Origin of the sequence: Thalassobaculum salexigens DSM 19539 (assembly GCF_000423805.1) — a bacterium.
GTDB classification, from domain to species: Bacteria; Pseudomonadota; Alphaproteobacteria; order Thalassobaculales; family Thalassobaculaceae; genus Thalassobaculum; species Thalassobaculum litoreum.
In genome coordinates this window covers 607,718-614,184 of sequence record NZ_AUIR01000012.1, presented here as the reverse complement: position 1 = coordinate 614,184, position 6,467 = coordinate 607,718, and the positions used below count along the sequence as shown (strand labels likewise).

General features: G+C 63.9%; 6 protein-coding genes and 1 pseudogene. 3 read left to right on the top strand and 4 right to left on the bottom strand.

Features of this window, described 5'->3' with window-relative positions; translation table 11 throughout:
- Positions 1 to 271: integrase core domain-containing protein (locus G578_RS0102775; protein WP_028792950.1), on the top strand; the 271-nt coding region annotated here is incomplete at its 5' end.
- A gap of 184 nt (positions 272 to 455) precedes the next feature.
- On the opposite strand, the gene G578_RS0102770 is transcribed toward G578_RS0102775, so the two are convergent.
- Positions 456 to 1,154, bottom strand: a complete 699-nt coding sequence (locus G578_RS0102770) for a GntR family transcriptional regulator (RefSeq protein ID WP_028792949.1) — start codon at positions 1,152 to 1,154, stop codon at positions 456 to 458.
- A 9-nt stretch (positions 1,155 to 1,163) separates the two neighbouring features.
- Complete coding sequence (locus G578_RS0102765) at positions 1,164 to 2,960, bottom strand: thiamine pyrophosphate-binding protein (RefSeq protein WP_028792948.1); 1,797 nt, start codon at positions 2,958 to 2,960, stop codon at positions 1,164 to 1,166.
- 220 nt (positions 2,961 to 3,180) lie between these two features.
- Between G578_RS0102765 and G578_RS28930 the strand changes: the two are divergent.
- Positions 3,181 to 3,336: pseudogene (locus tag G578_RS28930) on the top strand (type II toxin-antitoxin system RelE/ParE family toxin); the annotation flags it as partial.
- Between the two features lie 10 nt (positions 3,337 to 3,346).
- Positions 3,347 to 3,631 (top strand): HigA family addiction module antitoxin, encoded by a 285-nt coding sequence (locus G578_RS0102760; protein WP_028792947.1) that lies wholly within the window; start codon positions 3,347 to 3,349, stop codon positions 3,629 to 3,631.
- A gap of 180 nt (positions 3,632 to 3,811) precedes the next feature.
- On the opposite strand, the gene G578_RS0102755 is transcribed toward G578_RS0102760, so the two are convergent.
- Both G578_RS0102755 and G578_RS0102750 read right to left on the bottom strand, forming a co-directional pair.
- A complete protein-coding gene (locus G578_RS0102755; RefSeq protein ID WP_028792946.1) occupies positions 3,812 to 6,004 on the bottom strand; it encodes a xanthine dehydrogenase family protein molybdopterin-binding subunit in 2,193 nt (730 codons plus the stop codon).
- 2 nt (positions 6,005 to 6,006) lie between these two features.
- A complete protein-coding gene (locus G578_RS0102750; protein ID WP_028792945.1) occupies positions 6,007 to 6,459 on the bottom strand; it encodes a 2Fe-2S iron-sulfur cluster-binding protein in 453 nt (150 codons plus the stop codon).
- Positions 6,460 to 6,467 lie beyond the last annotated feature (8 nt).

Below are 6,467 nucleotides of genomic sequence, written 5' to 3'. Positions count from 1 at the left end.
TTGGCAAGAAGAGCGCGGTGTCGAGTGGCATTACATCGCGCCCGGCAAACCGATGCAGAACGGCCTGGTCGAAAGCTTCAACGGACGGCTGCGCGACGAGTGCCTGAACGAGCACCTGTTCTCCAGCCTGCGCCATGCCCGCCAGTTGATCGGCGCCTGGCGCGACGACTACAACCAACACCGCCCCCACACGAGCCTCGGCGGGCTCACACCGTGGGAATACCGCAACCGGTCAATCGAGGACCAAAACCGGAACAGAACTAACTTCTGAACGAGGACATATCGGGGAGCAGGTCAGAATTAACTTCTGAACGGGGACAAATCGGCGAGCACATCACAACGAGGCGATACCCTCGAGAGGTACGCTTCCGCGATGTGCTTAGCTGCTCGGTTCCATCCTGAACAGATGTTCTCGATCGCCGCTCACTCCGACCCAAGACGGACATGGCGTTTTTCTACCGGCTCGAAATCTGGAGCGCTCTTCGCCGGACTTGATCGGGCTTCGCTGCTGGTACGGACCAGAACGTGGCCCCCTTTTCGACAATATGGTAACGCAATAGGGTTATTGCCGCGTCGAGATTGCCTGCTTCCACGTGTGCAAGCAGGTCTCGATGTTCGGTGCGAGATTTTGCGACGTGCTCGGGTGATAGCCCCAGGCGGTTCCGGATGGCTGCTAGTCGGGCAGCGAAAGGCCGACGTGCGGTCTCCAGATAGGGATTGTCGGTGAGTTCGAACAGGACATCGTGGAACTGCCCGTCGGCCGCTGAATAGGCTCTTGTGTCCCCCATTTCAGCGGCGCTCTCCATCGTTATCACCAAGGCGCGCCAGTGCTCGACAAGGTGCCCATGGTTTCGGTCGAACGAGAGTCGGAGAGCGGCACCCTCCAGGATGGAACGGGCCTCGCTGATCTGCTCGAACTGGTGCCGGTCAATGGTGAAAACGTATGTCCCGCTTTGTGGTTCCGTGTGGACGAGTTCTTCCAGCTCGAGCCGTGCGAAGGCCTCGCGCACGGGGGTGCGCGAAACCTCGTAACGTTTGGCAATTTTAGCCTCCGACAGAGCCTGCCCCAGTTCGAACGCACCTTCTACGATCTCTTGTCTGAGACGGTTGGTGACAAGCGTGGCAAGTGACGCTGGAAATCGAGCCGATGACATACACCGATCCTAGCCAAGCTCGTGCCGTCCACCAAACATTGGCTTTGACTGGCCAAGACCAGGTAGGTCCCAAATACCCGCACCACCTGGATTGGACTCGGCTCCGATATTGGCGTCGATGACATAAGGCCGGTTGGCGGCAATAGCTTGGCGAATTGCGTCTGCGAGGTCTTCCGGTCGGTCGATCGACACGCCGTCAACGCCGCAGCTCCGTGCCATGGCGGCGAAGTCCGGGTTATAGGGCTGTCCGGTCTCCGGATGTTTGAAATCTGTCGCCAGTTCTCGCCCCTCCAGATAGCCGCGCTGCAGGCCGCGGATCGAGGCATAGGCGTAGTTGTTCCAAACCACCCAGACGGCAGGAATATTGTACTCGACCGCGGTGCCGAGCACAGTGTTGTGCATGAAGAATGCCCCGTCGCCAACCACGGCGACGCAGGGCCGTTCCGGTGCCGCGAGCTTGGCGCCGAGCACACCTGCCACGCCGAAGCCCATCGGCCCGAAGCCCATGCAGCCGATCAGACTGTCCGGCCGTTTCGGCTTGCAGTACTGGATCAGCCAGTTGTGGTGGATGCCGATATCGGAGACGAGGATGCCGTCATCCGGCATCGCGAGGTCAATCTCGCGGGCCGCGCGCTGAGGGTTGATCGGTGAGGCCGGATCCTTGAACCCAGGCTCGACGAATGCGTCCCATTCCTTGCGCCAGCCATCGATGGAGCTCAGCCAGGCTTTGCGTTGCGGCGTCGCGCCGGACTCGTACTTGTCCAGGGCGTCTAGAAGTTGGCCCAGGAACGTCGTGGTATCCGCCATCAACCCGAGTTCGACCGGATAGTTTCGGCCGATCTCCTCCGGGTCGATGTCGACGTGGATCAGCTTGGTTGGCGGAATATTGAACGAGTAGCCTGGGATCCAGCTTGAGCTTGTGCGGTCGTCGAACCGGACGCCCAGCGCCAGGATCAGATCGGCCTGCCGGGTTGCCTGGTTGGCCTGGTACATGCCGTTGCGGGCCACCAGACCCAGCGCCAGCTCGTGCTCGGCCGGCAACGCACCAAGGCCGGATGCAGAGGCTGCGACAGGGATGCGGTACTTTTCCGCCAGTTCGATCAGGCGCTTGGAGGCCTCACCGAAACGGCAGCCGGAGCCGACGAGGACAACCGGGCGCTCCGCTTCCATCAGCAGCTTGGCCGCCTTGTCGACGCCCTGGGGATCGGCGCCGACCTTGCAACTGATGCCCTCGACCCAAGCGCGGGGATCGGGCGTTTCAGCGCCGGTGCTCTCCTTGAAAATGTCGAACGGCACATCGAGGACGACTGGCCCCGGCCGTCCGGTGACCATGGTCTTCCACGCCTCACGGATGGTGTGCGGCATCTGTTCACCGCGGGTCGGTTGGAAGACACGCTTGCAATAGGCGCGCACTGTCGACGGGAAGTCAGCCTGATAGTGGCGGTACAATTCTTGAAAAGCGCCTCGGTTGAACTGCGACGTCGGCACGTTTCCGGTTACGGCCAGAAAGGGAACGCTGTCTAGGAAGGCGTTGCCGAGAGCGATCGGCATGTTCGCCGAGCCGGGACCACAGGAGGTGAAGGTCGCCGTTGGCTGGCCCGAAACCCGATAGTAGACGTCAGCCATAAAGCCGGAAACCGACTCGTGATGTGTGGAGATCGTCTTTATGTCCGACTGCCGCTCGTAGAGAGCGTCGATGAAGCCGATATTGCCGTGGCCGCAGAGCCCGAACGCGTACGGAACGTTGTTGCAGATCAGGTAGTCGACGATCATCTGGCCGCCATTCAGCGCATTAGTTTCGGACATTAGAACTCCCTCCATGGAATTGGTTGAATTCGCTGCTTTTCGTTAAGCTTTAGCAACAATTTTCAAGTGGTATGCTAGTATGTCAGTTATTCATGCAAGCGGTCTACCGTAGCGAATTGCCGTCAGGGGTGAGCGGACTTTCGTGTTGATGACATTGCCATCACCGCATTTCGTCCTCTCAAGCGGACAGTAGACGCCATATGCGGCTGCGGCGCGGGATGTCGAAGACCTTCGCGTTCCGCCGGGCAACTGGTTGAAGAAGCTGTGGGGAGACCGTGAAGGTCAGTACGGCATCCGCGTCGACGACCAATACCGGATCTGCTTCAACTGGTCCGATGGCGGAGCCGAGAATGTTGAGTTGGTCGACTGTCACTGAGGGGGGAAGCATGCGCTTGGAAGAGAGGCCAGCTCCGGCAATTCCTCTGGAGCACCTGAGCGTATCAGCCTACAGGCTGTCGAAGGATGTCCATGTGCCGAAAAGCCGGATCACCGTCATTCTCCGCGGGGAGCGGGCGATCTCCGCCGACACCGCCTTGCGGTTTGCGCGCTATGTCGGAACCTCGGTCGAGTTTTGGACGAATCTCCAAGCTCGATATGATCTCGGCAGTGCCGTTCGCGAGAAGAAAAGCGATGTCGAGGGCAGCATCACGCCCCTGGTCGCCGCCCACTGACGGTCGATCGCATGAACCAACGGCCCCGACCCTAAAGTTCGATCCGCTCGGAGAACATCAGGGCATCGTCCGCATCGATGCCGAGATTCCGCGCGGGGCTCTCCATCAGAGGAACGGACTGACCAAAGAGTGCGGAGGTTCAGGTCGGGGCACTCGATAAACCGAGCGAGAACGGCCGCCCTAGGCGTCTCCAAGGTCGAACGGCATCCGACGCGGCTGGATGCCGGTGAGCCTGCGCACCGCGTTGGCGACGGCGCCGCCGGTCATCGGCACGCCGATCTCGCCGCCGCCACTCGGCGGGGACCCCGACTCCACCAAGGCCACCTCGATCTCCGGAACGGCGTCGATCCGCAGGATCTCGTAGTCATAGAAGTTGTTCTGCTCGATCATCCCGTCGGTGAAGGTCGACCGCTCGCCCAGCAGGCTCGACAGCCCGAAAATGATGCCACCCTCGACCTGGCCCACATAGCTTAGCGGATGCACGACGATCCCCGGATCGACGGCGGCCCAGAACCGGTGCACGCGCAGGCGCCCCTCGGTGACCGAGACCTCCGCCACCCCGGCGCCGAGCGTCGCCTTGTATCCGGCAAAGGCCAGACCGTGGGCACGGCCCTCCGGTGGGTTGCCGAACCCGGACATCTTCACGACCTTGTTGAGCACCTCTAGGCCCCGCGGGCTGTCGCGCAGCAGGTCCCGGCGGAAGGACACCGGGTCGCTGCCGGCAGCGTCCGCCAGTTCGTCCATGAAGCATTCGCGGGCGAAGCAGTTGGGCGCCCAGCCGATGCCGCGCCAAGCCGACACCCGGGATCGGCGGTCCACCAGGACCTGTTCGGCGAGGAGATTGGGGATCGCGTAGTCGGCACTCTCCGTGCCCTCCATGACCAGAAGATCCCGCCGGGACTCCGGATCCCAACGGTTGGGAAACGCGAACTGCATGATCGACGGGCTGGCGACCCGGTGGCGAAGCGCCTCCAGGCGCCCGGTCTCGTCGAGCACCGCATCCAGGCGATGGACGGTCGCCGGGCGTAGCCACCCGTTCTTCACGTCGTCCTCGCGGGTCCAGATCAGCTTCACCGGACGGCCGACAGTCTTTGACAGCAGCAGCGCGTCCCGAAGCAGATCCCGCGCGAACACCGTGCGGCGGCCGAAGGCGCCGCCCATCTGCATGGCATGAAACCGGATCCGGTCCGGCGTGGTGTCCAGCACATGGCTGGCGACGGCGAGGGAAATCGTCTGGCTCTGCGATCCGACCCAGACATCAGCCCCTTTTCCGTCGGGATCCACCGAGGCCACGGCGTTCAGCGGCTCCATCTGGGCGTGATAGACATGCTCCGTCGTGTAGTGAGCGGTGACGGTTCGCCGACCCTCCGCACTCAACGCGCCGGCCGCGTCGCCGCGCGCCTCCCAGGTCACCGGCTCGGTCGAGACATCGTCGGTCGCCTGCGCCAGTTGGGCGAGTTCGTCTGCGCTGTCCGCCGACCGGAAGTCCGATCCTGTGGACCAGGAGACCCGCAGCCGGTCCCGCCCGGCCAGCGCCGCCTCGAAGGTATCGGCGACCACCCCAATGCTGTTGGCCAGGGGCACCACCGCGATGACACCGGGAACCGACAGGGCGTCGGCGTCGTTGTCGACCGTCGGCGCCTCGCCCTCCACAGGGGCCAGCAGCTGGGCCGCATACACCATGCCGTCGACGCGCACATCGATCGAATAGATCGCCTCACCCCGTGTCTTTCCCGGAATGTCGCGGCGCCCGACACCGGAGCCGATCAGCCGCCACGCCTCGCGGGGCTTGAGGTCGTCTTCGAAGACCTGCAGAACGTCCGTGCGGATCTCCTCCAGCGCCACGATCTCGCCGAACCGGAGCCGCCGGCCGCTCGCTTCATGTACCACCACGCCGGGCTCCGTCGACACCTCGTCGACCGGCAGGCCCCAGGCGGCGGCCGCGGTATGGATCAGCACCCGCCGCGCCGTCGCGCCGGCGATCCGCAGGGCGGTGAAGTATCCCTCCAGCGAGGTACTGCCGGCGGAGAACAGGTTTCCGCCGAAGGCCGGGTTGCCGTAGAGCCTCTGCGGATCCTGGCTCACCTGTTCGACCGTGACCCGGTCCCAGTCCGCGTCCAGTTCCTCGGCGACGATCAGGGGCAGCGAGGTGCTGACGCCCTGACCCATCTCGGCCGCGCCGAAGCGGATGATCACCCGGTCGTCGGGAAAGATGGTGACCCAGGCGTCGACCGCAACGCCGGGATCCGAGGACCCCGCCGCCAGGGCGTCCGTTCTGAGGACGGAGATGCCGCCGCCGGACAGAACGGCAAACGCCAGGCCGCCGGCACCGGCGAGAAAGCGACGCCGGCTCGGATGGATCGTGACGGTCATGGTCAGCCCTCCCGCGCAGCGCGTTCGATGGCGCGGATGATCCGCGGATAGGTACCGCACCGGCAGAGATTGGCGGACATTTCGCCGACGATCTCGTCCCGGCTCGGGGTCGGGTTGGCGGCCAGCAGTGCTGCCGCCCGCATGATCTGGCCGGACTGGCAGTAGCCGCATTGCGGCGTCTGCTCGGCGACCCACGCGCGCTGCACCGGATGCGATCCGTCGGGGGATAGGCCTTCGATCGTGGTGATCTGCTGGTGGGCGGCGTCTTCCACCGCCGTCAGACAGGAGAACGTGGCGACCCCGTCGAGATGGACGGTGCAGGCACCGCACATGCCAGCCCCGCACCCGAACCGGGTGCCGACCAGCCCCAGGTGGTCACGCAGCACCCAGAGCAGGGGGGTATCCGGTGCTGCCTCCACCTCCACGGCCCTGCCGTTGACGGTCAATCGGATCACGATACAGC

Excerpts from the sequence above, each read along its gene's own strand:
- G578_RS0102770 (WP_028792949.1), bottom strand. The coding sequence starts at position 1,154 with ATGTCATCGGCTCGATTTCCAGCGTCACTTGCCACGCTTGTCACCAAC.
- G578_RS0102765 (WP_028792948.1), bottom strand. The coding sequence starts at position 2,960 with ATGTCCGAAACTAATGCGCTGAATGGCGGCCAGATGATCGTCGACTAC.
- G578_RS0102760 (WP_028792947.1), top strand. The coding sequence starts at position 3,347 with ATGCGCTTGGAAGAGAGGCCAGCTCCGGCAATTCCTCTGGAGCACCTG.
- G578_RS0102755 (WP_028792946.1), bottom strand. The coding sequence starts at position 6,004 with ATGACCGTCACGATCCATCCGAGCCGGCGTCGCTTTCTCGCCGGTGCC.